21 protein-coding genes and 1 pseudogene are annotated in these 25,120 nt (G+C 43.9%); 2 read left to right on the top strand and 20 right to left on the bottom strand.

Annotated features, from left to right (window positions below; translation table 11 throughout):
• From MUN89_RS06535 to MUN89_RS06470, 14 genes are all read right to left on the bottom strand, one after another.
• Positions 1–909 carry a DoxX-like family protein gene (locus tag MUN89_RS06535; protein ID WP_244712384.1) on the bottom strand — a complete coding sequence of 303 codons (909 nt, stop codon included), beginning with the start codon at positions 907–909 and terminating at the stop codon, positions 1–3.
• A gap of 33 nt (positions 910–942) precedes the next feature.
• A complete protein-coding gene (locus MUN89_RS06530; RefSeq protein WP_244712382.1) occupies positions 943–1,140 on the bottom strand; it encodes a transcription initiation factor TFIIIB in 198 nt (65 codons plus the stop codon).
• A gap of 65 nt (positions 1,141–1,205) precedes the next feature.
• Positions 1,206–1,793, bottom strand: a complete 588-nt coding sequence (locus MUN89_RS06525; protein ID WP_244712381.1) for a YdeI/OmpD-associated family protein — start codon at positions 1,791–1,793, stop codon at positions 1,206–1,208.
• A gap of 181 nt (positions 1,794–1,974) precedes the next feature.
• On the bottom strand, positions 1,975–3,789 hold the full coding sequence (locus MUN89_RS06520) for a cell wall-binding repeat-containing protein (protein ID WP_244712379.1): 1,815 nt from the start codon (positions 3,787–3,789) through the stop codon (positions 1,975–1,977).
• A 160-nt stretch (positions 3,790–3,949) separates the two neighbouring features.
• The gene (locus MUN89_RS06515; RefSeq protein ID WP_244712377.1) at positions 3,950–4,918 is read right to left on the bottom strand and encodes a sugar phosphate isomerase/epimerase family protein; all 969 of its coding nucleotides are present in this window, start codon (positions 4,916–4,918) and stop codon (positions 3,950–3,952) included.
• A gap of 19 nt (positions 4,919–4,937) precedes the next feature.
• Positions 4,938–5,975 carry a Gfo/Idh/MocA family protein gene (locus tag MUN89_RS06510; RefSeq protein WP_244712376.1) on the bottom strand — a complete coding sequence of 346 codons (1,038 nt, stop codon included), beginning with the start codon at positions 5,973–5,975 and terminating at the stop codon, positions 4,938–4,940.
• Positions 5,972–7,015, bottom strand: a complete 1,044-nt coding sequence (locus tag MUN89_RS06505; protein ID WP_244712375.1) for a Gfo/Idh/MocA family protein — start codon at positions 7,013–7,015, stop codon at positions 5,972–5,974. The genes MUN89_RS06510 and MUN89_RS06505 overlap by 4 nt, the downstream gene beginning before the upstream one ends.
• Before the next feature lie 20 nt (positions 7,016–7,035).
• Positions 7,036–7,752, bottom strand: coding sequence for a ThuA domain-containing protein (locus tag MUN89_RS06500; RefSeq protein WP_244712374.1), 717 nt, complete (start codon positions 7,750–7,752; stop codon positions 7,036–7,038).
• 334 nt (positions 7,753–8,086) lie between these two features.
• Positions 8,087–9,205 carry a GntR family transcriptional regulator gene (locus MUN89_RS06495; RefSeq protein ID WP_244712373.1) on the bottom strand — a complete coding sequence of 373 codons (1,119 nt, stop codon included), beginning with the start codon at positions 9,203–9,205 and terminating at the stop codon, positions 8,087–8,089.
• Between the two features lie 127 nt (positions 9,206–9,332).
• Entirely contained in the window at positions 9,333–12,440 is a 3,108-nt protein-coding gene (locus tag MUN89_RS06490; protein ID WP_244712372.1) for an alpha-mannosidase, read from the bottom strand.
• A gap of 24 nt (positions 12,441–12,464) precedes the next feature.
• A complete protein-coding gene (locus MUN89_RS06485; RefSeq protein WP_244712371.1) occupies positions 12,465–13,289 on the bottom strand; it encodes a carbohydrate ABC transporter permease in 825 nt (274 codons plus the stop codon).
• A gap of 14 nt (positions 13,290–13,303) precedes the next feature.
• Entirely contained in the window at positions 13,304–14,158 is an 855-nt protein-coding gene (locus MUN89_RS06480; RefSeq protein ID WP_244713603.1) for a carbohydrate ABC transporter permease, read from the bottom strand.
• A gap of 131 nt (positions 14,159–14,289) precedes the next feature.
• Positions 14,290–15,672: an extracellular solute-binding protein gene (locus MUN89_RS06475; RefSeq protein ID WP_244712370.1), complete on the bottom strand. Its 1,383-nt coding sequence runs from the start codon at positions 15,670–15,672 to the stop codon at positions 14,290–14,292.
• Positions 15,673–15,949: 277 nt separating this feature from the next.
• Complete coding sequence (locus MUN89_RS06470; RefSeq protein ID WP_244712369.1) at positions 15,950–16,147, bottom strand: hypothetical protein; 198 nt, start codon at positions 16,145–16,147, stop codon at positions 15,950–15,952.
• 184 nt (positions 16,148–16,331) lie between these two features.
• On the opposite strand from MUN89_RS06470, the gene MUN89_RS06465 reads away from it, so the two are divergent.
• The gene (locus MUN89_RS06465; protein ID WP_244712368.1) at positions 16,332–16,619 is read left to right on the top strand and encodes a DUF4190 domain-containing protein; all 288 of its coding nucleotides are present in this window, start codon (positions 16,332–16,334) and stop codon (positions 16,617–16,619) included.
• 231 nt (positions 16,620–16,850) lie between these two features.
• Entirely contained in the window at positions 16,851–18,101 is a 1,251-nt protein-coding gene (locus MUN89_RS06460) for a TcaA NTF2-like domain-containing protein (protein WP_244712367.1), read from the top strand.
• A gap of 236 nt (positions 18,102–18,337) precedes the next feature.
• Here the strand turns inward: MUN89_RS06460 and MUN89_RS06455 are convergent, their stop codons facing one another.
• The 6 genes and pseudogenes from MUN89_RS06455 to MUN89_RS06430 form a co-directional block, all read right to left on the bottom strand.
• The gene (locus MUN89_RS06455) at positions 18,338–18,658 is read right to left on the bottom strand and encodes a hypothetical protein (RefSeq protein WP_244712366.1); all 321 of its coding nucleotides are present in this window, start codon (positions 18,656–18,658) and stop codon (positions 18,338–18,340) included.
• Positions 18,659–18,744: 86 nt separating this feature from the next.
• Positions 18,745–19,119 (bottom strand): hypothetical protein, encoded by a 375-nt coding sequence (locus MUN89_RS06450; protein ID WP_244712365.1) that lies wholly within the window; start codon positions 19,117–19,119, stop codon positions 18,745–18,747.
• Positions 19,120–19,394: 275 nt separating this feature from the next.
• Positions 19,395–20,237 (bottom strand): SDR family oxidoreductase, encoded by an 843-nt coding sequence (locus MUN89_RS06445; RefSeq protein WP_244712364.1) that lies wholly within the window; start codon positions 20,235–20,237, stop codon positions 19,395–19,397.
• A 16-nt stretch (positions 20,238–20,253) separates the two neighbouring features.
• Positions 20,254–21,280: pseudogene (locus tag MUN89_RS06440) on the bottom strand (mannonate dehydratase).
• Positions 21,281–21,295: 15 nt separating this feature from the next.
• The gene (uxaC, locus tag MUN89_RS06435; protein WP_244712363.1) at positions 21,296–22,693 is read right to left on the bottom strand and encodes a glucuronate isomerase; all 1,398 of its coding nucleotides are present in this window, start codon (positions 22,691–22,693) and stop codon (positions 21,296–21,298) included.
• A complete protein-coding gene (locus MUN89_RS06430) occupies positions 22,693–25,101 on the bottom strand; it encodes a glycoside hydrolase family 31 protein (RefSeq protein WP_244712362.1) in 2,409 nt (802 codons plus the stop codon). The genes uxaC and MUN89_RS06430 overlap by 1 nt, the downstream gene beginning before the upstream one ends.
• Positions 25,102–25,120: the final 19 nt, after the last annotated feature.

The following is a 25,120-nucleotide window of genomic DNA, read 5'->3' as shown; positions in this document are numbered from 1 at the left end:
TTACCTCCTCCTTTTACAAGATTCAGCCGTCGGGATGTCAGGAGTAATCATTAATCCTATCAAAGAAAGAATGAATAAACATAGATTAAAAGTAAGTGGACTAAAGGGATGAATTAATGTACTTGAGTCTCCAAGAACAGCCGACACTGTTAAAACAGGGAAAATAATGATTTGGAACATAAACAGCCGCTTACGCTTACTGGTAAAGAGCCATAACAATCCAAAAATGATCTCTATTATTCCGAGAATCACTACAACTGTAGATGGCTGGATAAAATGAAAAGAAAGCAGGCTTTTGGCCATATTTATTTCTTCGGGGTGCAAGTTTAAGAGTTTCGGTACAAGGCCATGGTACAGCCAGACAAAAGCAAAAACATAGGTGAGCAGCCAGTAGATTGAAAATCTTATGTATTGGGAAGCAGGAGTTTCCCCTTTCTCAAGCCAGCGTTTTAACACATCAAAACTCACCGCTGTTGCCCATCCGATCAACGGACGAAACAAGCAAAAGTCGAGCCACTCTCCAAATTTACCAAATCGTGTCTTGTAATCATATTGTGTCAGAAAGGTTAAGGAAGAATGGTTGTTTTCGACATATTTCCAATACCCTTTCCCTTCTGTAATCAGCGACATTGATTGATCACTGCCAAAATGTAAGGCAGATGTTCTGGAGCCATCCTTACTATGATAACTACCAACGCTTCTTCCCCATCCCTCTACCTTAAGACCAAAGCCGATATTTGTTTTATACTCAAATTCCTGAGGGTCGCTTTCATGAGTCTTCGGCAGATAGGTAATCGAGGAAAATCGCAAATCCCATTGTTGATGCAAATCGGGATCTTGAGAGAAGCTCCAAAGGTCATCCATTTCAGCTTCAATAGGTATCTCTACATATATTGGTTTCCTTTTCATAGCGGCCCCCTACAAATTCTTATTAACTGCTGTTCACTTAAATTTCTCAGGTTTTTTCACATAGCTCTCAATAATCAATCCACAATCCGTACAAAGAATGTACTCAATATCAGAACCTAAGCTAAGCGCCTTTTCTGAAGGAACCATAACCGCATATCCTGAATGCTTCCCTTTTCCCAATTCTCTGCTTCCGCACTTCGGACAATTTATTACTTCCGTAGAATTGTTCATTCATTTACCTCCATCCATTTAGTTCTTTCTACAGCTTCTTTCATGTAAATATTTATTAAATGGCCTTAATCATTTAATCCCTTGCCGTTAAGAATATGCTGTGTATATTTTTCAATCCTCGACACCCGGGTTTTGGATTGTTTGGCTTGAGAAAAGTGAAGAATATAGGCTCGCTGCCGGCCAGGGGTTAGTTCTTCAAACGCTGTTTTCAAAAGAGGCATTTCATCAAACTTATTTTGAAGTTCCTCAGGAATTTCAAATTCCTTTTTAAATTCCACTTCCAAACCGGCTTTTTCTACTTCAATGGCTTCATCTACATAGTCTTTGATCATCGTTTCGACAGCCGTAATGTTCTCCACGTTAGTGAATCTTAGCTGACGCGCTGCCTGGACATTTTCCGTTTGTTGAATAAGCATTCCGTGAGGGTCCTTTAACAGGGCTCCTTTGTGAAACAAAAGTGCGCAATAATCTTTAAATCCGTGGATTAAAACGACATTTTTCTTATTAAAGGTGTAACAAGGTTTTCCCCATTTAAATTCTTCAGTGACTTCACATTCGAGAATAATATTTCTCAGCTTTTCATATTCTTCCTTCCAATTCTTTGCTTTACTTAGAAATTGGTCGACTTTAGGATTCATTTTATCCGTTTTCATCAAAGAACACCCCGATTTAAAGATTTTCAGACACTGTGTAGCTTTCCTTGAATATACAACAACATTCGTCCTTTTGCCACACGAGTTCAGGAGGACAAGGCTAAAGCATTCATCCTTTTCGAATCAGGAAGCAGATAAAATTCCTGCAAACAAAAAACCCGGCTTTACACCGGGTTTCTGCTTAATTTTCAAGGTCATAGCTGAGTTTCGCTAATGGTTTTACTGGATTGACAGCTCCAGGACCGCCCAGCAAGACATAATCAGAGATTCCTTCTCCTTTAATGAAGCTTTCTGTTTCCTCTGGAAGCGAAGATCCGTTCACTAACAACAGCGGCGCATCTTCTTTGGCTGCCAGGACAGAGCCTGTCAGTGCGTCTGCAAATTTTTCTCCTGTAACAACATAGCCTTTCACATGGCCAAGGTTAGCATAATCGGACATCACTGCTGCTGTTTCATAGCGGTTCGTTCCTGCTTTTCGCTGTGGATTTGGCAGTTCCTTGAATACCTTTTCACTGACTACCCCTGTGCCGCCGACTACAACCGTTCGTTTGACCCCATTTAATGCAGCCTTCGTAGCCGCATTCAGTTTATCTTTTTCTGTTAAAATAATCGGCATTCCATGGCGTGCAGCATATGGAGCTGCCGCTAGTGCATCGGGAAAATTACCGCCGTAAGCGATGATTGCTGAATCACTGTCCGAATCCAATTCGTCCGCAATCGCTCGAGCGGTTTCATAGCGGTTTGTTCCGGCGATTCGCTTCGTATCAAGCCCCATACTCGTTTCGAGTGTATTTCGAACGTGCTCAGTGATCGCCCCGTTTTTCCCGCCGAGAAGAACGGCTTTCTCAGCACCTAACTGTTCGATCACTTGCTTCGTTTCTTCTGGAAGTCTATCTGTCTCCGTTAAAAGAATCGGTGCGTCCAGCTGGTAGGCAAGCGGGGCTCCGGCCAAGGCATCCGGGAATTTGTCCGCTCTAGCAAGCACTACGGTATCCGCTCCATTTTCCCAGCCTTCTTTTGCAACTTCAACGGCTGTTTCGATCCGGTTTGTTCCAGAAAGACGCGGACTGAGCGGTTTCATTACACTGGAAGCTACATAGCCCGTGTCGCCGTTCTCGGTTTTCACTTTATACCTTACCCACTGGCGGCCGGACGATTGAAGAGAAGAATCATAATACCTTTTGGAGTCAAGCACCGTGGCTAATTGATTCTCTACAGTTTTCCCGCTTCCATCGCTGGGATGTGCTTTTAAATTGCTTGTTAAAGGGATGTAGACTTGATCATCAGCTTCATAGAGCTGACGCGATTTAGTGAGCGGTTTTTTGACATCATAGTCCATTTTGTTAAATGTAATGTTTTCGTCAGAATTGCGGTCATAGGAAAAGTCTTCTCTGCTAAAAGGAAGCTCCGTCAGAGAATCCTGGTCGAGGCTGTAATCTGACAATCTATTAAAAACACCATCCTGATAGGTGGTCAGATTTCGATTACCATCCCTATCGACCGGGCTGTTTACAGGCTTTAAGCCGTTATAAGCCATTACAGCGAAATACCACGATTCTAATTCATCCCGTTTTCCATCATTGATTGTAGGAATGACTCCCTGCTTTGCCAATCCCCATTTTTCGTTTAAGATCTCAAGGCCAGCGTTTATGTTGTATTCAATATCATTTTCAAGCTTCTCACGATCGTAACAACTACTGGATGACTGTCCCTCTGCACATATATGACTAGTCACCTGCATGATGCCAATACCGCCATCCTCGCTGATAAATGGTTCTGTTTGTGCCGCGTCCTCCCATTGTGTCCACAGACTTTCCTTATGAGCGACTGCTTTAGCCACTTCTGGAGGAATTCCTTTTTTTACTGCTGCATCAGTTAACATCTCATTAATGTCTGTAGGAGTTACTTTTTCTGCGGCTTTCGTATGTATAGGCAGACTGACAAATAAAGCTCCAACCATTCCCATAGCAATAAAACGTCCTATAACCTTTAACATAGCTACCTCCTATGATTTTTCGACTAAATATAACTTACTATGAGTCTACCATTTATTTCTTATGTTTCCAAAGTATCCGATTGACAGGGTAAGAAATATTTCTAACTGGGTCCATAGATAAAAAAAGCCGCCCATTGTTTGGACGACTTGAATTATTAAGCTATGCCCACCACATCTCTGCAGGCTGTTCTTCAATAATGACAGATTTAAGATTTTTCACGGCTTGGCTGAAGCCTTCATTGATCGACATGATCGGATCTTCGTGCTCAATGCTGATGACGTAATCATACCCATACGTACGAAGGGCACTTACGATGTTGGACCACTCCTGGGTACCATGACCGTAGCCGACAGAGCGGAACGTCCAGGCACGGGTTTTCACGTTTCCGTAAGGCTGCATGTCGGTAAGACCGTACATGTTGACGTTTTCTTGATCGATGTACGTATCTTTAGCATGGAAATGATGAATCGCGTCTTCATTCCCTAAGATTTTAATAGCTGCTACAGGATCAATGCCCTGCCACCACAAGTGGCTCGGATCAAGGTTTGCGCCTACCGCTTTACTTGTTGCCTCACGAAGCTTAAGCATCGTGTATGGGGTATGAACGAGAAAGCCTGCATGCAGCTCAAGACCGATTTTCACGTTGTGTTTCTCGGCAAGCTCACCTTGTTCCTTCCAATAAGGAATCAGCTTTTCCTTCCACTGCCATTCAAAGACATCAGAGTAATCAACGGGCCAAGGCGTCACCGGCCAGTTTGGCGTGCGGTCCTCTTCATGCCCTCCAGGTGTTCCGGAGAAGGTATTCACGACAGGTACGCCCATTAACCCAGCAAGCTTGATGGTTTTCACAAACGTATCGTGGCATTCCTGTGCAAATTCCTGATCAGGGGAAAGCGGATTTCCGTGGCAGCTGAAGGCGCTGATTGTTAAACCGCGATCCTGAACCTTTTGCAAGTATTCGTTTCTTTTTTCTTCACTTTCAAGCAGCTCATCGACGTTGCAGTGAGCGTTGCCTGGGTAACCGCCAGTACCGATTTCGACGGCTTTCAGACCAGCTTCTTTAGCATGATCGAGCATATCTTCAAAGGATTTATCGGAAAATAATACGGTAAAGACACCTAGTTTCATTTCACCACTCCTCTAAATTTTATAGCTTGATACTTGTCCCTGTCTTACTGCTGGCATAGATCGCTTCCATAAGCTGAGTCACCTTAAGCGCCTGTTCAGGCTCGACAACTAAGTCGGCCGCGCCCATACAGCTGTCGACGAAATTTTCCGCCTGCTTTAATCCAAAATCATCGGCTCCGCCGCGCAGTTTAACTTGGCTGTCCCACAGCTCGCCGTACTTCGCCTGGTAAAGCTCGAACGGAAAGACACTTAAGCCGCCATCCACACCGGAGATGCTTAATGTCGTATTGTCTTCTTTAATGTTGGCCGCCCAGGAGCACTCAAACTGCATGGACAGACCATTTTCGAAAGCGATATAAGCGGTGACATGATCATCAACGTTAAAGGTTTCATGGTCAAACTCGCCCCAGTCATTCACCTGCCCCGGTGTTTTACTTAAACGGTCATACGCACGTCCCATAACTTCGACCGGCTTCGGATCATCAAGCAGCCACAGAGCTAAGTCGAGCAAGTGACAGCCAAAATCAATCAGGCTGCCTCCGCCTTGCAGTTCTTTGTTCGTAAATACGCCCCAGCCCGGAACCTTCCGGCGGCGCATCGCCTGAACTCTTGTCACTAGAGGATCACCGATTTCATTGTTGATGATTGCTTTTTTAGCCACTTGGGATTCATGCATATGGCGGAAATGGTAGCCTATAGACAAGACAGAATCATAGCGGTTGGCAGCATCGATCATCGCCTGGCATTCGGTGGTCGTCATAGCCATCGGTTTTTCGCACAACACGTGTACTCCTGCTTCTAGTGCAGCCACGGCGATTTCCGCGTGAAATTTGTTCGGCGTACAAATTGTGACGGCATCAACCTCTTTAAACAAGTCATGATAGTTTGAAAAAACGTTGGGAATATGAAATTTTTCAGCTGCTTCTTTCGCTCGTGCCTCATTTACATCTTGTACAGCTGTTAGTTCAACTTTATTTTTCAGCTTTAAGTAGGAGGGAATGTGGCGGTCCTGGGCAATTCCCCCTGCACCGATAATCCCCATTTTTAATAACGTCATTTGACTACCTTCTCCAAACTGCTGATTTGACGTGTCTCTCCCGATTTCATAGCGCCGAGAATGATTTCTAGTGATTTCATGCCTTCCTCCCCATTGATCAATGGATCCGTATCCTTAAGGATGCTCTCCACAAAATGCTCAACGACATGGGAATTGGACTGGCCGCCTTCGTCATTAGACTGGATTTGACCAAGCTCATAATTCACTGTGCTTCCGTCCGTGTAGTGAGCGATTAAGGAATACTTAGGATCATCCTCAAGACGAAGGGTCGCCTTTTCACCGTAAATAACCGTGGAGTTATCTTCATTCGGCTTGTAAGCCCAGCTTGCTGTCAACGTACCTACAATCCCGCTCTCACTGCGGAGAATGCATACGGCATTATCATCGACCGTAATATTTTCTTTGGCATTGTTTTCGACAAAACCGGCAACGTCGACGAATTCTTCCCCTAACAGATAACGAAGCAAGTCGGCTTTATGTACGCCAAGATCTCCCATCGCACCGATAAATGCCTTGTCTTTTTTAAAGAACCACGTGTCCTTCCCTTCAGCACTCCAGCCTTCTGGTCCGCCGTGGCCAAAGGTCGTGCGGAAGCTGTAAATTTTTCCAAGTTCGCCTGCTTGAATCAATTCTTTCGCTTTTTGGTGACTTGGTACAAAACGCTGGTTGTGACCAATCATAAGCTTTCTGCCATTTTGCTCCGCTGCCTGAATCATTTCTTCGGCTTCTTCTTTAGAAGTAGCCATCGGCTTTTCACAAAGCACATGGCAGCCAGCCTTTAATGCGGCAATCGATACAGGGGCATGTAAATAGTTCGGCGTGCACACGCTGACTGCATCCACATTTTCTTGTTCAAGGAGTGTATGATAATCCGTGTACACCGATTCTGCTCCAAACTTTTCTGCAACTTCTTTTGCTCTTTCTTCAACGATGTCGCAAACGGCCGTAATTTCTACATTTGAATTCATGTCATATTCCGGCAAGTGGCGATGCTGGGCAATGCTCCCGCAGCCAATTACAGCGATTTTCAATGTAGTCATAAACAAAAACTCCTTTTTAATTAATTATTGATGGTTTCCAGTGGTTTAGCGTTTCCGTATACAGGAGTTGGTGTGTTTGTGCTATTCACCCATTTCACACCATTCTTGATGACTGTTTGTACCTCTTTATTGTGGTAAGTTGGATACGTTTCATGACCGGGGCGGAAATAAAAGATTCTGCCTTTCCCGCGTTTAAAGGTGGCTCCGCTGCGGAACACCTCTCCGCCTTCAAACCAGCTGACAAAAACGAGTTCATCTGGTGCGGGAATATCAAAGTGCTCGCCATACATTTCTTCTTTTTCAAGCTCAATGTATTCGCCAATGCCTTCGGTGATGGGATGAGTTGGATCAACGACCCACATGCGTTCCTTCTCATCTGCTTCCCGCCATTTCAAATCACAGGAAGTCCCCATCAGCTTTTTGAATACTTTAGAAAAGTGAGCCGAGTGCAGCACTACAAGTCCCATGCCATCGAGCACACGTTGTTTTACTTTTTCTGCAATTTCTTCAGAGACTTCCTCATGAGCCATGTGGCCCCACCATACAAGAACATCCGCGTTGTTTAGCACTTCGTCCGTCAATCCGTGTTCTTCTTCATCAAGTGTGGCTGTTGTAACGCTTACATTTTCTTCTTCTAAAAAACCGGCAATTGCGCCATGAATACCATGCGGATAAATTTCTGCTACCGTTTCGTTGCTTTTCTCGTGTCGATTTTCATTCCATACTACTACGTTCATGCTCAAATCTCTCCTTCATCCTATATAGATTGTTTGCTTCTGTTATTGACTTCACACAGCCTGTCCTTATGGACCAAATACGAATCGAGATTGCTAGACTTGGCCACCTTGTTATGTATCTTCCTCATTCATTGAGCCGGTTCGGTTGAATCCGCTTTCACCAAGCTCAAAAAAATATATCAGATACGTTTTGCAACAAACTGTGCATACGTTTGCACTAGAATAAAATCAAAAGATTAATTAAAGCATAACACGAGACATACAAGAGCTCAATAGTAAGAATCGATATTTGTTTATTGATTCAATAAAGTTTTTTTAATCCTCACCTCCCAGATTAATGACTTGGATGCTTCGCATTAATTTCTTTCGTCGAGCTGCCAATGACAAGCTTGGCTGAAATACGGTCTTTCTTAATCTTCGTTTCTCCGTGATACATATCGAGCAGCCTTTTGACAGCAAGTCTGCCCAGCTCCCGTTCATCCTGCTTGAAATGCGTAAAACTCTCCTCCAGACCGCTCCAATCTGGTGCATCAAAGCAAAGGATTGAAATATCTTCTGGCACCCGGAGTCCCAGTTCATGGATCGCTGTTTGAGCTAACAGGGCAATCATATATTCCAGAGAAAACAATGCAGTAATATGAGGGTTCTTTTTAATATGCTCTTTAATGACAGCAATGTCTTCCTCTTTTGTTGCTTGTGGTGTCGGCAATGTACTTTTTATGCCGGAACACCATAAGTCCCGGTTCACGATTCCTTTTTTCTCCGCAAAGGCGTGCACAATTCCGTTAAGACGGTCTTCGATTGTTGTAGTTTCAAAACTATGCGGAATTAATACTCCGAGATGCTCGTGCCCGAGTTCAAATAAATAATCGGTGCCTTCCTTGGCCGCTGCTTCATTTTCTGTGGAGACAGAAGTAGCCGCTACTCCTTTGAAGGAACGATCAATTAATACGAGAGGAAATCTGTCTACGACCATCTTCAGTATTTCTGAGCTGTAATGCTCCGCCTGGGCTGGGAATACAATCAATCCATCTACACCGTAATCCAGCATTTCTTTCACGAGCTTCTCTTCTTTAGCGGGATCTCCAAACGAGCATTTTAAAATCATCATGCACTGATCAAATGACGATTCCACGATAGAAGTAATCAGCTGAGTTCCGTAGCTGTCTCCGAAAGTTGTAACAATTAAACCAAACAACGGCTGATCTCTTTTTCCATTATGGCTTCTCAAACGGTTTTGTTCGAATTCAGCTACAAAGGTACCTTTACCGCGCTGCCGGTACACGTACCCTTCATTCATCAATTTCTCCAGCGCTTTTTTGCTCGTAATCCGGCTCACTTGAAATGTCTCGGATAACTCTTTTTCTGAAGGAACCCTGTCGCCTACCTGGTACTTAGACGCTACAATATCTTTCTTTAAGGATTCGTAAACTTGCTCATATAACGATTTCATAACGTCACCTCTAATTTCATTAAACCCCTTTAGTATAATAATATACCAACTTTAAACAAAGAAAGAAAATGCTAAGGGTTCATTCCCTCTCTTCCACACTTCGGCCAAAGAGAAGGAATCAACTGGTCTATTGCTTCAAAGCTACCCGGAATGTTCTAATTTCATAAGGTTTAATTTCAAAATGAAATGCTCCCTGTGATGGTTCGGAATCCACTGGTCTTTCCATTAAGTTACACTCCTGCCAGGAGGTAATGTGATAGTCACTAGTCACTTCCACATTACTCCTCGCCCCAGTGAATTCATGCATACGGACAATTATTTCATCCTCATCCTCCGCCTTTTTCACAGCATCGATCCAGACGTGGCCGCTGTTTACATGAAACAAAGAGCTGCTTAGCGACTGTCCTTCTCTACACGTCAACGGATTGTTTAACGCCCAGGCTTCCTGGACAGTGTCTGCTTCCTTCCAGCCGTCTTTGTGCGGCAGCAGCGAATACGTAAACCAGTGTTCTCCCTGGTCCTGTTCGATATCAGGATTCAGCGCACTTTTCAATAAAGTAAGCCGCATGACATTGTCTTTGATATCGTGTCCATACTTACAGTTATTCAACAGACTCACTCCATAGCCTGTTTCAGACAAATCCGCCCATTGATGACCAACGCTTTCAAAACGAGCGTAGTCCCAGCTCGTATTCCAATGCGTCGGCCGTTTCACATTGCCGTATTGAATATCGTAAGTTGCTTCGGTAGATCTGATGTCGACAGGAAACGATGTCTTTAAAAGCTGTTCCCGCTCATGCCAGTCCACGTACGTTTCAAAATCGATCCGCCGGTTTTTGGCATACACGATCATGTTCTGCTTGATCGTTGAGTGGTGATAGTTCCAGACAAACTCAATCACACTGCGGATTGAACCTGACTCAATAACCTCCACTGATTGCAGGGCATCAATTTCCTTTTGTTTTTGCTGATAGTAAATGTCAATATCCCAGGCATCAAACCGCATCGGTTTATCTTCAAATACTTGAAAGACATTGCCCTTTTTACCTTCAGCTAAGACACTCCGGTCATTTTGTAAATCGACAAGCGCCGTCAGCTGACCCTTTTCATTCCACCGAAGCTCATAAAAAGGAGTGATGATGCCCTGGTCGACCTTAGTAAAGGGGGAGTCCTGTGATCCAGAACCGCTCGTTTTTTCAATAACAGTTTTTCCCAGGGAAGGAAGCTGTTCCGCTGCCACCAGCCAATCTCCATCAGCCGTTTTTTGCGCATCAAGCACTTTGCCTTGACTATCTTTCCATACAACATCATTCGTTTCATGTTTAATGCGGACAAGATCGGTACGTACATGAGGAGCAGAATTAAAAATGGTGTAAACGCCTGCTTTTTGTGTCACTAACTGCTCAGCCGCCTTATTCCACGCACTTGCAGCCAGTCCTTCTGCTTCTTCATACTCGATCTTGCTGTCTTCATACACTTCGCGGATCGATGATCCAGGAATAATATCATGGAATTGATTACGGAGGACTGTTTTCCAGCTTTCCGTCAGTTCCTCTTTCGGATAACCTTCCCACGTATCCTGTTCGATGCTGTTGAAGGCATTCATCCATTCTGCTTCTCTTAACAAAAGCTCCATCTTCCGGTTCATCCGTTTGTTGTATGCCTGGCTTGTGTACGTCCCGCGGTGGTACTCTAAGTAAAGCTCGCCATCCCACGTGTGGACGTATTGATCGGTTTCATCGATCGTTTTATGAAGCCTGCGGAAATAATCATCTGCTCTTCCCGTTTTCACTTCAGGAAGACCAGGCATTTCATCAAACCGCCGGCGCATCTCCAGCATCTCACGGTTGACTCCACCGCCTCCATCGCCATAGCCGTAAGCAAGAATCAGCTCCTGATTTAATTCTTTATCTCGATATGCATCCCAAATGCCTTTGACTGAACGTGCGTTAATCTTACCGTTATACGTGTAAAACCAGCGGTCGTCTTCAGGAGTCGTAATAAAATGGGTAAGAATTTCGGTTCCATCCATCCCTCTCCATTTAAATGTATCATGCGGCATTTTGTTGTACTGACTCCAGCTGATTTTTGTCGTCATAAAGGTTTTTATGCCTGATTTTACAAGAATCTGGGGAAGCGCCCAGCTGTATCCGAATACGTCCGGAAGCCATAAGTATTCGCATTCCTTGCCAAACTGCTCTTTAAAGAATCTCGTTCCAAGCAATAACTGGCGGACGAGCGACTCACCGGAGGTTAAGTTACAATCTGCTTCCAGCCACATCCCGCCTTCCGGTTCCCAGCGTCCTTCCTCTATTCTTTTTTTCATCTGATCATACAATTCCGGATAATCACGACTTACGTAGTCGTAAAGCTGCGGCTGGGTTTGCAGGAAGACATAGTCCGGATATTGCTCCATTAAACGGAGCACCGTCGAAAAGGAACGGGCCGCTTTCTCCCTTGTATGTTTTAAGCGCCACAGCCAGGCAACATCAATATGGGTATGGCCAATCGCATTAATCCTGACCTGCGATTCATTCGGAATCTTTTCAAGTCCGCTACGAAGCTGTTCCTGCGCTTGATGAACAGACTTATAAAAATGTTCACTGCCCGGCTCTGACCAGTCGATCACATAAAAAGCACGGTCAAGAGCTTTAAGCAGAGCAAGCCGCTCCGGCTGATTTTCATCCAAATAGTTTACGGTTTCCAAAGCCGCGGCCGATGTAAAGTATAAATCATCCGTTTTTTCGTCGAGACAGGCAATAAAGGCTTGCTTCAATTTATGTTCCTGGATCGTTGGCGCGCCTCCGCCTTCCAGCCCGGACCAGAGGCGAAAGCAAAGCTCAACGCGAGAGCCGGCAAGTGAACGGTCAAATATTACTTCCTGATGATTCATGTCCACGCCTTGATAAGGCTCCCCGTTTACATAAAGGAGTGATTCAAACCCTGAGTTATGGCCGCCATCAGTGATGCCGAAATCAAATACGCCGACAATTTTTTCATTTTCCCATTCCCCAGGAAACGAGATTTCCTTCTTTAACCAGACATACTGGTCACGACCTTCCCACCTTTCTCCAGTCTTCCACGTCCCCCAGTCTCCTGCCTCAGGCGGACGGGCTGCAACCTCTCCTTCTTCATCAGGCAGGGAGGCAAACGATTCGAGTGGCCGCTTAGCAATATATCGATAAGCATTTAATTCTGAAATACGTTGTTCTAGTTTTTCAATCGTCCAAAACAATCCTATCACTCCTTCGAAATTAAACTAGCCTTTTGAGGCCCCGCCAAGACTGAACCCTTGGGACATAAACTTTTGAGCAAAGATATAAAGAATGACAGCCGGCATCGTATAGATGATGGAAAATGCCGCGAGCTTTCCGTATTCCACCATTCCATAGGTACCAAAGAATTGAAAAATAGTTACCGAAGCAGGAAATTTATCCGGGGATTGGATAAGAATATACGGAACAAAGAAGTTCCCCCAGCTCATCGAAAAGGTAAAAATTCCAACGGTACAAATGCCGGGAATCATTAATGGTGCGACTACACGCTTAACCCCTTTCCAAATCGATGCACCATCCACCCAGGCGGATTCTTCCAGTTCAAGCGGGACTGCGTCCATAAAGTTTTTCAGCATCCATATCCCGTAAGGAAGACCTGACGCAGTGAGAAAAAGCATGGTAGCAACAAGCGAATCCTGCAGCTTTAGAAAAATAAATAATTGGTACACCGGCACCATCACCGCTGTAATCGGCAGGGAAGTCATAAACAAAATTGTGAACATAAAAGGCTTCTTATATTTTTGTGAATAACGGGACAACGGATAAGCAGCAAGCACTCCGACGATGATGACCAGCAGCGCCTGGCCACACGATAAAAAGAGTCCAATCATAAACGAGCGGATATTCGCCGGATCCGATAAAATCGCGGTGAAGTTGTCCAACGTAAACTCCTTCGGGATCGTCAACGCCTGCTTCGCATTTAAATCCACAGAAGCAAACATCACCCATAAAAGAGGAAGCATAAAGCAAAGGCCGATGACCGTTAAAATAAAGTAAGGAACCACTTTTTCAAGTTTAAAACGATTCATTCTTTCCACTCCTTCTAAATCTGTACTTTCATGGATCGAATGTAAAAAAGGCTGGCAAAGATTCCAATGATGAGCAGCACGAGAGAAATGGCAGTTCCATAGCCTAACTGGTAATTGACAAATGCCTGGTTATACATAAAGATCGGCAGTGTCTGGGTAGCCGTGCCTGGCCCTCCGCCCGTCATTGTAAAAATCAATGTAAATACGCCGAGCGTCTGCAAAGTTACGAGAATCATGTTCGTCACAATCGATCCCTTCACCATCGGGAGAATAATCCTTGTAAGTACTTGAAACTTGGAGGCGCCATCAATGATTGCTGCTTCTTCAACGGTTTTCGGAACGTCGTCAAGGGAAGCCTGGAATACCATCATTGAAAAAGCTGTGCCGTGCCATATGTTTGCGATACACACGCTAATCATCGGAAAGGAATAAAGCCAGGTAATCGACTCCAAACCAAGGGAGTTCAGCAGCATGTTCAACGTACCGCTGTCACTTAAAAAAGCAACCCAGCAGAAGGCAACTACAATCTCCGGTGTTACCCAGCCGGCAATAACGATAATCCCGATAATTCTGCGGAATGCCTGGTTCTTTTCTTTCATTAAGATCGCAAGCAGAAAACCTAATACCTGCTGACCGACAATCGCGGAGAGAAACAAGAAAACAATGGTTTTCATCACACTCACTCTAAAGCCGGGATCCTCGAACATCGCCGCAAAGTTTTGAAAACCGACGAACTCCATACTTTGGGCTTGTGTACCGGTTAATGCGAGGTTCGTAAAGGAGAAATAAAAGGTTAACAAGATTGGGCCGACGAAGAATACAAGCAGTAAAATCCACGAAGGCAGCAAGAAAAAAATCGACCGCAGCATAATAGCTTTTCTTTTGCCTTTTTTCTTATTAATTCTGGCCGATAACACTTGATCTGCACTCAACAAGACCACCTCTTTCGAAATGTATTTCCAGCACAGCCCTTCTGGAGGGAGGGCTGTGCTCGTATGCTTTATCGTTCGACCACTTTATCAGCACCTACTATATCTGTAACCTCTTTTTTGTATTGGTCTGCTGCCTGTTCAGGGGTGAGTTTATCGGTTACTACATTTTCAACGAGTGTCTGGATGACTGTAGATACACGCGGGTATTTATCCACTGCTGGACGGAAATGAGTATTTTCCAAGTAAGCGGAAGCTTCTTCAAAGAAGTCCATTTGCTGGTATTCTTCTTCTTCCGCCACATCTTCACGAGGCGTCAAGCTTCTGTCCTTCAGCTGCAGGTTAAGATTGTTTTCTTTCGTTGAAGCCATTTTAATAAATTCCCAGGCTAGATCTTTATTGTTTGATTTTGACGGGATGGAAAGTGCCCAGCCACCAGACATCGATGTCGTACCAGGATCCTGCCCGTTTTGTGTCGGCATAGCAGCAAAACCAAGATCTTTATCAGATTCCGGCCACGGAGCTGGACCGCCTTCTCTCCATGTTCCTGCCTGCCAAATGCCATCCAGACCAATGCCAAGCTTCCCTTGCGGCATGAGCTGCTGGTAGGCAATTGTTCCACCCTGTCCGTTAAGCGCTTTAGAAAGATCAGGACCTAAATCCTGTTCATAAACCTGATCAATAAACTTAAAGGTGTCTGAGAGCCCGTCACTTTTCACAATCCACTTCTTCTTATCCTGGTCATATAACGGATCCCCTGTTCCATACAAAAGCATTTCAAAGGTCTGCATTGACGTCGCCTCACCGGTTGCTTTTCCTGAATTCATCCATAATGGAACGACATCCTTCGGCATGTTTTTCTTCACAGCTTTTGCAGCGGCAAGAATGTCATCCCACGTCTTCGGCTCCCAAGGAACAGAGACACCAGCCTCTTTAAGAACTTTCTTGTTATACCAAAGCCCCCGGGAATCTGTATTGTAAGGGACACCGTAGATCTCTCCATCTTCTGCTATTACACCGGCTTTTACGTTTTCCGTAAAATTGCCCCATTCATCCCAACCCTTCACCTTATCCGATATAGGCTCAAGATAACCGGCACTTGCATCTGAATTCACCATAAACGTATCCTCGGTCACGAGATCCGGGGCTGTATTTTCTGACTTTAACAACAGGGCCACTTTAGCGAAGTAATCTCCTTCGTTTACTTTCAGAGGAGAGAGTTTCACATTGACATCCGGATGTTCCTCATTAAATTGCGGGATCACTTCTTCATTGAGCCATTCAACCAATCCTTCATTGGAACCTCCACCTCCGCGGAAGGTGATCGTTAGTTCATCCTTTGAACCGCCATCTCCTGATCCATTTGCTTCATTATCCGAACAAGCCGCAAGCATGAAGCAGAAAATAAGGAGAACGGATAGACCAGCAAGCTTTTTAGCAGACGTGAACTTCATAACATCGCTCCTTTATCATAGTAATCAACCGAAAATAGTAAGCGCTTTCAAATACAGACAAAAAAATAAAAGCATGGACAGACCAGTCGACGAATTAAGTAAGTGACTGTTATTTTTTGGACATCCCTCCGATTAGGTTGTTATATAGTTAACATACTTGATATATATGTATAGGTCAATATAATATTAGAATTTTCTTAAAATTTTATTTTTTTCCATACAAAAAATGCAGAGACCTGAAAAGATCTCTGCAAGCGGGGCTGTTGCCGCCGGATATTTAAATAGAAGTCCACTTCACCGATTCGATGATACTTGATTTAGGATATTTCACCCGGTACTTTTGATTAATTTTATTAATGAGCGGATGTTTAATCTCCGGCTCGTTTACCTGCGTATCAGTAAATGGCTCCTCCCCATAGCGTACTTCAAAGTTGATATGATGTCGTTTGTAGCGGATGATTCCTGAGATGAACATAGACATCCTCCTCTCTATTTAAAATAACATTTTCTTTTATACAGATGAACCCATGTCCTAATGGTCTTAAAGACCTTTATGAAAATTATTTAGTTAGATATTTTTTACCATATATTGGTGACAAATATCCCATAAAATGCTATATTAATCAAGAACTACATATAGGATGAAAGGAGGAGTTGAAGTGGAAGAACAAACGACGAGACTTATCGTGGAGAAACCAGAAGGCAATGGACTTGCGGTGGCTTCATTGGTATTAGGGATTATCGGAGTAGTATTTGGATTTATCCCGTTTATTGGTATATTCTTTGGATTCCTTTTTTGGGTACTAGCAATTATCTTCGGTTTTATCGGGATGAAAAAGGATGTAAAAAAAGGACTTGCCATTTCCGGATTAATTATGGGCGCCTTTATGTTTATTTACCAAATTGGATTTGTAACCCTTCTTGGAATAGGAGCGTCCGGTTACTAGTATCAAGTTACATAGTTCCTTATCCTAATCACATGAATGGGCGCTTGAGATTCTTTCTTAAGCGCCCATTCATTTTCATGAAAGGAGATAGTGAGGTTGAATTTTTGTACCGAATGCGGCCATAAGCTGACTAATGAAAACTTTTGTACAGAATGTGGAATAAAGCAGGTTAAAGAAAAGGAAGACCTGAAATTTTCCGAGCCAAAACAAGAAAAGGTTAGGAAACCGCCTATGTCGCGTAAGAAAAAAATCAGTATAATTGCTGCTATCGCTTTAACAGCCATACTTATTAGTATGCACCTGCTTATTCTTTCACTATTAGACCCCATGAAAGACGTAAAAGCAATGGATCGTGCCATGACTGAATCCAATCAAGATGCTTTTTTCACACACCTTACTCTAGATGACAAAGCAATGTTAAATAAACAAGAATACTTAAATTACCTTAACCAAGCAGACTGGAAAAATATTCGTACTCAGCTGACTGAAGCTCTCAACGGAGATAAAAATTTTGATTCGAGCATTCAAGACTTTGATGGAAATACTTTGTTCATGGTGAAAAAGAATACGGTTGTACCTGGAATCTACCATAATTATGAAATTCAGGCTGTACCATCCCTTGTAATGGTACATTCAAATCTGCCTGCTTCATTTTTCCTCAAAGATCACTCCGTTGAGCTAAAAAACCCGGAAGAGCCTCTTGAACTAGTGGCTTCATACCCTGGAAAAATAGAAATTAATGGGCTGATGAAGACGGAATTTGGAGACATTAAGCAAAAACAAACCATAGAGATTGTTCCAAATCAGTCCCAGGAAATCGTAGTAGAATTTGAATTTCCTGAGCGCACTTATCAAATAACGACCAATGTTCCTGAAGCTACTCTCTATATCAACGGAAAAAGTACAAACAAACAATTAAAAGACTATGAAGCACTTGGTCCTTTTCCAGAAGATAAAGAAGTGAAAATGCATGCTGAATGGAAGGACAAGCAGGGGACAAATCATAGCACAGAAGTAGTTAACCAGGCATCTGGATATTGGGGAGACCTTGATTTTGAATTTGAATTAGAAGAAGAAGTAATGGCAGGCTCAAGTCGAGAAAGCAGCGCAAACAGTGTAGAAGCTGCTAATAATCATGTTCTATCCTTCCGGGATGCTTATGAACAAGCTTTAAATTCAAAAGATTTCAACATTGTTTCGTCTTTTCTCGCCAAGGATGCTGGAGCTGAACTAAAAAACTACATTGGAAAGCTTAAGGATAAAGGATATTCTTATAATTTTACCAATAACGAAGTGACTCATAGTGTTCAGAATGATGAGGACACTTATAAGATTACAACAAACGAAAAATTTATCTTTACCAACCACCTAGGCGAACAGACAAAATATGATCGAAACAAAACTTATACAGTAGAAGAAACCGATGAAGGATTAAAAATTATAAAAATTACTATTGAAGACACCAATCGGAATGAACTATAGTTTCAAAGGGACTTGGCCAAGAGTGTTTTAATCATAATAAAATCCGAATGAAGGTGAAATTGATAAGAATTCACTCTCCGTTCGGATTTTTTATGGTAGATTATTTTCATATCTATCACTGTCAATACTTTGGACAGTTGTCTATTAAAACGGTAGAACGGTCTCCTCAACATCATGCATCGCTTTCAGAAGAACCGTCAGGAATCAGATCATATCTATAATTTCCCAGTCCCTTTTTAAAATACACTTAAAAGAGTATCGATCTTATCAATCATACCTTCAACTAATTTGTAGCCGATAAAATAGGAAATGATTAGAGTCGAAAGCATAGCCCCAAAGCTCCAATACATACTATTTACCTGTGGTTTATATTTCAGTACATACGTATAGATCGCTAAAGCCGGCACAAGGCACATCGAAAAGAATAAAGAAATTCCTGCCAGCCCTAAAGTTAAGGTGGCGCTTCCACTTAAACCAAAGACTATAGCAACGATATTTAATGCTGCAAATGGAACTAATAAACTTGCATATTGAGCAGTTAGAGCTTTAACATCCAAAGGTATGGATAGCATTTTAACGGCAGCAAACAAAACCACAAATCCGATAGACAGAGCGATGAAGCCTACTAGAAAGAGCCTTGAACTTATTGGAAAAAAAGGCAGCGATTGCCCCCTACAAAGCTCGCAAACTGTTTGTAATAAGAGTTTGCCAAGAAATATAAACTGAGTGAAAAGGCAAGTAAATAAACGAAAAGAGTAGTTAGACCTTGAAAAAACAATGAATCATCGGCATCAAATGCATGAGAAGGTCTTTTTAATAATTTTAAAGAATAATGGCCATATGCACTGGAAAACTGCTTCGCCTTCTCTAAATTTTCATTATTTGAATGAGCCGCCTCTGCTGCTGGCACCTCCGAAACTTCTCCAGCATGAGTTAATCCATCACTAACTAACGAACTTCCACAACCTCCGCAAAACTTCCCTGATTCCTGTTCGTGATTACAATTAGAACACTTCATTCAACCATCCTTTCTATTAAGTTATAGAACTCCTATGTAATCCTAGCAATAACCCTAACACCCTCCTTTAGACTTATCTATCAATAGTTATTTTATCATAAAAACAGATAGTTATTAGTATCTTTTTACTACAAAATAAAATCTTATTCTGTTGGATTTGATGAGTAACTTAAATGAAATGCCTGAAATTTCAAGCGAGCTTAGTAAATAGAAAGCTTGCAGAAAAACCAAGTTTTTCTGCAAGCTGAGTTGCTGAATCAATTATTTGTTTACTATTATACTCCGGAATACGCTGAAAAGCCTCCATCAATAGGAACGACAATTCCATTCACAAAGCTCGATGCCTTATAATCTACGAGCCACAGCAGCGTACCTACAAGCTCCTCTGCTTCCCCGAAGCGCTCTGTTGGAGTTTGGGAAAGAATCTTATCCGCACGCTCTGTATATTTTCCCTGTTCATCCAGCAGCAGCCCGCGATTTTGCTCGGTGAGAAAAAAGCCAGGCGCCATAGCATTGACGCGGATGCCGGCTTTGGAAAAATATACGGCCAGCCACTGGGTAAAATTACTTACCGCGGCTTTCGCACCGCTGTAGGCTGGAATTTTAGTCAATGGGGTAAAAGCATTCATCGAAGAGATGTTAAGGATCACCGCTTCTTTTTTATTCGTCATCTGTTCAGCAAATACCTGAGTCGGAATTAAAGTACCGGAGAAATTGAGACGGAATAGTTCGTCCACGGCTTCTGTTTCCAAATCAAAAAACGTTTGCGCGTCTTCCGCTTCCCCAGTGAAATATTCATGACTGGTCGTTGCCTTCGGATGATTGCCTCCGGCTCCGTTTATCAGGATATCCACGGGGCCCCACTTTTCGTTGAGCTGCTCTCTAATATCCAGCAGCTCGTTTTTATCGAGGACGTTCACACTATATCCACGGGCTTCACCGCCATCTTCATGAATCTCGTTCACTACCCGGTCGATTTTTTCCTGATTGCGGGCTAGAATGGCCACCTTTGCACCGCACTTGGCCAGTGCACGACTGAGCACAGATCCGAGTACCCCGCTTCCGCCGGTGACGACTGCTGTTTTTCCTTCGAGATTAATATGAAAAGGGAGTTCCATCTAATTCCTCCGTTCTTTATTTAATGGTGTCGATGATGCCGTTTAAATAGGAGGCCCTAACGCACGGTCATAAAGCCCGTAACCAGGACGGCCTTCCTCTCCCCAGATCATCCGGCCGTGATCAGGACGGATCGGCCCATCAAAGCCTGCCTCATGGAGCTTCTTGATTAAGTCCACCATTGGCAGAGATCCTTCATGAATCGAATGGGCCGTTTCCTGGAACGACCGCTCCCCAGTCCACTTCACATTTCTTGCGTGCACAAAATGGATCCGGCCTTTAGCGGCCTCAATGATGTCAAAGAGATTATTTTCTTTAGAAGATCCTAAAGACCCGGTACAAAACGTCAGGCCATTATGAGGGCGGTCAACTTTTTTCAAAAAGTATTCAATGTTTTCCTTATTCGTCACAATTCTCGGCAGGCCGAAAATAGACCAAGGCGGATCATCCGGATGAATGGCCATGAGCACATCCTCCGCTTCCGCTACCGGAATCACACGTTCTAAAAAGTAGATTAAGTTGTCCATCAGCTGCTCTTCGCTAATGCTGCGATACTCATCCATAATTTCTTGAAGCTCTGTCGTCTGATAAGATAAATCCCACCCCGGCAATACCAGTTCGCCTGCTAAGGGATCAATCGAAGCCGCTGTTTCTTCGTGGTAAGCAAGCGAATGAGAGCCATCTGCCAGCGCAGCCGTTAAGTTCGTTCTCGTCCAGTCAAACACCGGCATAAAGTTGTAGCAAACCGTACCGATGCCCGCTTTTCCTAAATTGCGGATCGTTTGCTGGTAGTTTTCAATGTACTTGTCTCTCGTCGGACGGCCAAGCTTAATATCTTCGTGAACCGGCACACTTTCGATCACGTTTAAGCGCATGCCAGCTTCTTCAATCCGTTGTTTTAAGGAAAGAATATGGTCATAAGGCCATACTTCCCCCGCTGGAATATCATAAATAGCAGAAACGATCCCTTCATCTGAGGAATTTGTTTAATGTGTTCTAGCGTTACGGGATCATCCGTCCCGTACCATCGAAAGCTCATTTCCATAAGCTTGACTCCCTTCTATAAGTTAAAATATCGCTGTGCATTATAGTAAGATATATCCTGCACATAGCGGCCGAGCCATTCTGTATCAGCCGGGACTCTGCCGCTTACTGCCCACCGGCCCATCATATCGCAAAGAATGCGCCGGAAGTACTCGTGACGGGAAAAAGACAGAAAAGATCGCGAGTCTGTTAACATCCCGACAAAGTGCTTAATTAACCCCACATTAGCAAGGATTTTCATTTGGTCCTCCATGCCGTCAATGTGATCGTTAAACCACCAGGCAGGGCCGAACTGAACTTTTCCCGGCACACTGCAATCCTGAAAGTTCCCGGCCATCGTGGCCAAAATATAATTGTCACGAGGATTTAAACAGTACAAGATTGTCTTTGGCAGGTGCTCATTCATATCCAAGGAATCCAGAAAGCGTGAGAGCGGCTCGGCAAGAAGCTCATCCCCAATCGAATCGAAGCCGCTGTCTTTGCCGGCGGCTTTCAGCATCCGCGTATTGTTGTTACGCATCGGGCCGAGATGAAACTGCATCACCCAGCCTTTTTGGCAATATCTTTCGGCGAGGAACTTCAGCGCATACGTCTGGAACTGCTCCACCTCATGCTTCGTTAACGGCTCATCATCCAGTCGTTTTTGAAAAATGGAAGCAGCATCTTCCTCTGTCGCCTCGGCAAAAAACATCCGGCTGATCCCGTGATCCGAAGCCTTACAGCCATGAGCTGCAAAATAGTCGATCCGTCCTGACAGTGCATCAATAAACAGAGGAAAAGAGGAAATATCTTTGTTCGTTACTTTCCCGAGCTTGTGCACCCAGTCCAGAAAATACTCGCTCGTAATATCAAGAGCTTTATCAGGTCTGAATGAAGGGGCAACGGTAACCGGAAATTCATCCTTGGCGAGATCCGCATGGTGAGTCAGCGAATCGGCAGGGTCATCCGTTGTGCCGACAAATTCCACGTGGTTATTAATCAACAGACTGCGTGGAAGCATATAACTCTGCTTGAGCTCCTCGTTTGCCGTCTCGTAAATGCGCGCTGCATTTTCCTTAGTAAGAATTTCGTCAATATCAAAATATCGTTTCAGCTCCATTTGTGTCCAGTGAAAAAGTGGGTTGCCTAATGTATTCGGAACCGTTTCCGCCCATGCTTCGAACTTCTCCCAATGGTTCGCACCGCCGGTAATATAATGTTCATCGATGCCGTTGGCCCGCATTAAACGCCATTTATAGTGGTCTCCTCCAAGCCACACATCCGTAATCGTACCAAATGAATCATTATTGGCAATTTCTTCGGGAGGCAAGTGGTTGTGAAAATCGATAATCGGCAGGTCTTTCGCATAATCGTGATAAAGCTCGCGTGCAAGATCATTCGTGAGCAAAAAATCATCGGTAATAAATGCAGTCATTATTTTCCTCCTCTAGTCCTATCGTTCATACTCAATTGAATGGATTTTCCATCTAGAGGCTGCTGATTCACTTGGATAAGTCTTTTCTCCGTCTCTGGAAAATACACGGAAATCGTTTCATAAGAAAGTGGATACTCTCCCTCTACCTTTACTTGAACGTCTACCTGCTCTTCTGTCGTAATGGTTTTGACCGTGATCCAGCTGCAGTGGTTCTCCTGGTATTCAAGCGTTTCGCCATCATCTTCATAAAAGGACTGCTCTACTTCACCATCTCCGCGTCTTGGAAACACAAGCAGGCCACGCGACTGATCACTGTTATGCTCGAAGGAGATGTCCCCATCACAAATCGGAAAGACGGATCCTGCCTGCGCAAACATCGGCACCTTGGAAAGCGGGGCATCGACGGTTACTTCTTCTCCACCTGCGTACCATTCGGAGGCATTGATATCATACCAGCCGCCTGCATGATCAGGAAGATAAACCGTTCGTTTCGTCTGTCCTTTGTCCATGACATTCGCGATTAATAAGCTGCGCCCAACCATGAATTCATCATTTTCCTCAAAGGTCTTTTCATCCTGTTCAAAATGATAAAAGGTTGGTGTTAGCATCGGCTCGTTATTCACATGAGCTTCGTGGAGCAAATGGTACAAATAAGGAATCCACTTGACCCGTTCCTTCATCCAGTGACGAATCTCCTCTACGTGGTCAGGATACATCCACGGAACGTTTACCGTCTGATCTTCATTCCAGGAATGGATTGTAAACCTCGGGTGAAAAATCCCATTTTGAATCCAGCGGATAAATAATTCAGGTTCTGGAGCCTTGCCGGCAAACCCGCCGACATCATGGCCGAAATTATAAACGCCGGACAAGCTTAAGCTCAGCCCCATTTTCAAATTGTACCGAATGGTTTTCCATTCCGTAAAATTATCTCCGGACCACGTCTGTACGTAGCGCTGTAGTCCAGGACCGCCTGATCGGGAAATTAAGTAAGGCCGCTTTTCCGGTGCATGCTCCTTTTGAGCATCGTAGGAAGCCTTCATCATCAGCAGCGTTTGAATCGGTTTCAGATAAGACAACGGCAGTGGATCACCGAAACCATCCGCGACCGCCCGGTCATCCCATACTTCATATTCATTGTTATCATTCCAGGTGGAGTCAATGCCGTAATCAAGCAGCGTCTCTTTTACTTTTTCCTTCCACCACGTAATGGTGTCTCTATTCGTAAAATCAAGATAAGAACCCAAGGCATCCCAGAACTGAGAGATTTCCGGGTGAATCCCGGAATGGTCCTTAATAAACAAGCCCCGTTCAGCCGCCTCCTTATAGAAGGGATGATCATCCAAAAGAACGGGCTTAATATTGGCACAAACGGCTATACCGTGTTCATGAAAATGTTCATTCATGCCAACAGGGTCTGGAACTTTGGAAGTATTCCAGTTAAATACGTATCGTTTATCCCCTTTAGAGGTGTACCCGGAAGACAACTGAAATGAATCACAAGGGATATCGAATTGCTTACAGGCTTCTACGAATTTTTTCAACTGTTCCTGGGCATCAGGAGCATCCGTATAAGTCATCGTCGATCCTGAGTAGCCGAGACTCCACTTAGGAGGGAAAATCATCTTTCCTGTCAGCCACGTGTAAGTTTTTACGACGTCACTGATCGATGGGCCAAGCATAAAGTAATAATCAAGGTCGCCTTTTTTGGACTGATAATACCGGTACAGCCCATGGTAGTTATCAAGCTCTGCCCCCATATCAAAGACACTGTCCGCATAATTGTCATAGTAGATCCCGTAGGATGTGGAAGTTTCCTGCGAATGGACGAGATAAAACGGAATGAATTTATACAAAGGATCCGTCCGCTCGGCATCATACCCCATCGCGTCAATCGTCCTCATTTGGTAACGCTTGTGATGACGGTTCATCTCGCCGCTTTTTTCACCGAGACCGTAGTAGCGCTCTTCAGGTGTACGCTCCATATAATGATAGACGCCGTCGCCGAGCTGCTTGTTAAAATTATAGCTTTGCGTTTTCCGATCACCGGCGATTTTGACCCAGTCAGAACCGCGCTTTGTGTACCAATCGATGAAAAATCCATTTAAGTGGACCGTAGCTTTCAAGCTGTTTGTCCAGATGTGAACCTTTTCTTTCTCTTCCTTGACTTCGTAGGCGGGCAGATGAAAAGGAGTCAAATCAAATCGGTCTCTTCCTTCAAATGGAACATCCGTCATACCCGGCGCTACCGCCCATGTCTTCCTTTGGGAATAGAGTTCATCAAAGCGGCTGTAAACCCGGAAAAGCCCTTCCTCTAAAATATAGAGATGGACTTGCTGTTCTTCCCCTTTAAATATCAATTCATTATCGTTTATTCTATCTAAAGTAAATCGAATAGTCGTAATCAAAGGTCCGCCTCCTTTCCAG

Origin of the sequence: Halobacillus salinarum (genome assembly GCF_022919095.1) — a bacterium.
GTDB classification, from domain to species: domain Bacteria; phylum Bacillota; class Bacilli; order Bacillales; family Halobacillaceae; genus Halobacillus_B; species Halobacillus_B salinarum.
Note: the sequence above shows the minus strand (reverse complement) of the source record. Positions and strands in the feature narration are given on the sequence as shown.

Excerpts from the sequence above, each read along its gene's own strand:
- MUN89_RS06470 (WP_244712369.1), bottom strand. The coding sequence starts at position 16,147 with ATGTTCATCTCAGGAATCATCCGCTACAAACGACATCATATCAACTTT.
- MUN89_RS06450 (WP_244712365.1), bottom strand. The coding sequence starts at position 19,119 with ATGAAGTGTTCTAATTGTAATCACGAACAGGAATCAGGGAAGTTTTGC.
- MUN89_RS06515 (WP_244712377.1), bottom strand. The coding sequence starts at position 4,918 with ATGAAACTAGGTGTCTTTACCGTATTATTTTCCGATAAATCCTTTGAA.
- MUN89_RS06535 (WP_244712384.1), bottom strand. The coding sequence starts at position 909 with ATGAAAAGGAAACCAATATATGTAGAGATACCTATTGAAGCTGAAATG.
- MUN89_RS06500 (WP_244712374.1), bottom strand. The coding sequence starts at position 7,752 with ATGAACGTAGTAGTATGGAATGAAAATCGACACGAGAAAAGCAACGAA.
- MUN89_RS06510 (WP_244712376.1), bottom strand. The coding sequence starts at position 5,975 with ATGACGTTATTAAAAATGGGGATTATCGGTGCAGGGGGAATTGCCCAG.
- MUN89_RS06520 (WP_244712379.1), bottom strand. The coding sequence starts at position 3,789 with ATGTTAAAGGTTATAGGACGTTTTATTGCTATGGGAATGGTTGGAGCT.
- MUN89_RS06525 (WP_244712381.1), bottom strand. The coding sequence starts at position 1,793 with ATGAAAACGGATAAAATGAATCCTAAAGTCGACCAATTTCTAAGTAAA.
- MUN89_RS06485 (WP_244712371.1), bottom strand. The coding sequence starts at position 13,289 with ATGAATCGTTTTAAACTTGAAAAAGTGGTTCCTTACTTTATTTTAACG.
- MUN89_RS06460 (WP_244712367.1), top strand. The coding sequence starts at position 16,851 with ATGTCGCGTAAGAAAAAAATCAGTATAATTGCTGCTATCGCTTTAACA.
- MUN89_RS06475 (WP_244712370.1), bottom strand. The coding sequence starts at position 15,672 with ATGAAGTTCACGTCTGCTAAAAAGCTTGCTGGTCTATCCGTTCTCCTT.
- uxaC (WP_244712363.1), bottom strand. The coding sequence starts at position 22,693 with ATGACTGCATTTATTACCGATGATTTTTTGCTCACGAATGATCTTGCA.
- MUN89_RS06530 (WP_244712382.1), bottom strand. The coding sequence starts at position 1,140 with ATGAACAATTCTACGGAAGTAATAAATTGTCCGAAGTGCGGAAGCAGA.
- MUN89_RS06495 (WP_244712373.1), bottom strand. The coding sequence starts at position 9,205 with ATGAAATCGTTATATGAGCAAGTTTACGAATCCTTAAAGAAAGATATT.
- MUN89_RS06480 (WP_244713603.1), bottom strand. The coding sequence starts at position 14,158 with ATGCTGCGGTCGATTTTTTTCTTGCTGCCTTCGTGGATTTTACTGCTT.
- MUN89_RS06445 (WP_244712364.1), bottom strand. The coding sequence starts at position 20,237 with ATGGAACTCCCTTTTCATATTAATCTCGAAGGAAAAACAGCAGTCGTC.
- MUN89_RS06505 (WP_244712375.1), bottom strand. The coding sequence starts at position 7,015 with ATGACTACATTGAAAATCGCTGTAATTGGCTGCGGGAGCATTGCCCAG.